This is a genomic window from Vibrio sp. 1288 (assembly GCF_033344475.1).
In genome coordinates this window covers 1-769 of sequence record NZ_JAWPOX010000397.1, presented here as the reverse complement: position 1 = coordinate 769, position 769 = coordinate 1, and the positions used below count along the sequence as shown (strand labels likewise).

Annotated in this window: 2 pseudogenes; both read right to left on the bottom strand. The window is 43.2% G+C overall.

Annotation, left to right across the window (positions count from 1 at the left end):
* Nucleotides 1-333 (bottom strand): annotated as a pseudogene (locus R8O11_RS27020) (hybrid sensor histidine kinase/response regulator); the annotation flags it as partial.
* Nucleotides 326-769 (bottom strand): annotated as a pseudogene (gene opaM / locus R8O11_RS27015) (acyl-homoserine-lactone synthase OpaM); the annotation flags it as partial. The pseudogenes R8O11_RS27020 and opaM, both read right to left, overlap by 8 nt.

The following is a 769-nucleotide window of genomic DNA, read 5'->3' as shown; positions in this document are numbered from 1 at the left end:
TTTTTTCTGCTCTGCGGCGAGCTGGCAAGAAAAGTAGAAAGCAAAAGCAAATGCGAAGAAGGAAGCTAAGTTGGCTAATTTCGCCATGAAAATGCCGTCCTCTGACCCAAGCAGAGGTAGCAAATCGGTATGGAAGTAGGCGTTACTGCTAATCCAAATAATAATGCATGTCGAATAGGCGATATAAGGCGCGTGGTACGAACCTAAGATCACTTCGTTCTTTTGTTTAAGGCGATAGCAGTAGTACAGCAGCCACACGAGAACCACGGCCACTGTAGCAAACAGTGTGATGGCTTTCGGGTAGAGTAGGCCACTAAGACCTATATCAAGCATGTTCATTCACCTGCGTATTTTGTCTGATTACTCGAATACGGCGTTTATAATCGCGAAAGTCTGTGCGTTTAAAGGTGTCTACCATCGATTCAAAATTCCAGAAGCCCCGGTACGTATTAATACCGTCACCGTTAATGTCGCAGTATCCTGAATGAAAGTAGGCTTTAGAATCAATAGATTGATAAAAATTTAACATGAACGCTTGTTCTATAATGGTGAACCCAACCTTGTAGCCTGACTGAAACAGCACATTCATCAGCTCTTTTTGTGCAAGATATAAGAAGTAGAGCTTGTGTTGAACGCTGCCGCTCACAGTAAGACGTAGCACTTCGCATACCGTCTCTGTTTTAGTTATGTGTGTTTGGAATGCCTGATCAAACCCTGTTAAAGAACCATAGTCTGTAACGAGGTCACTCGCCAAGATATCAAGACGATT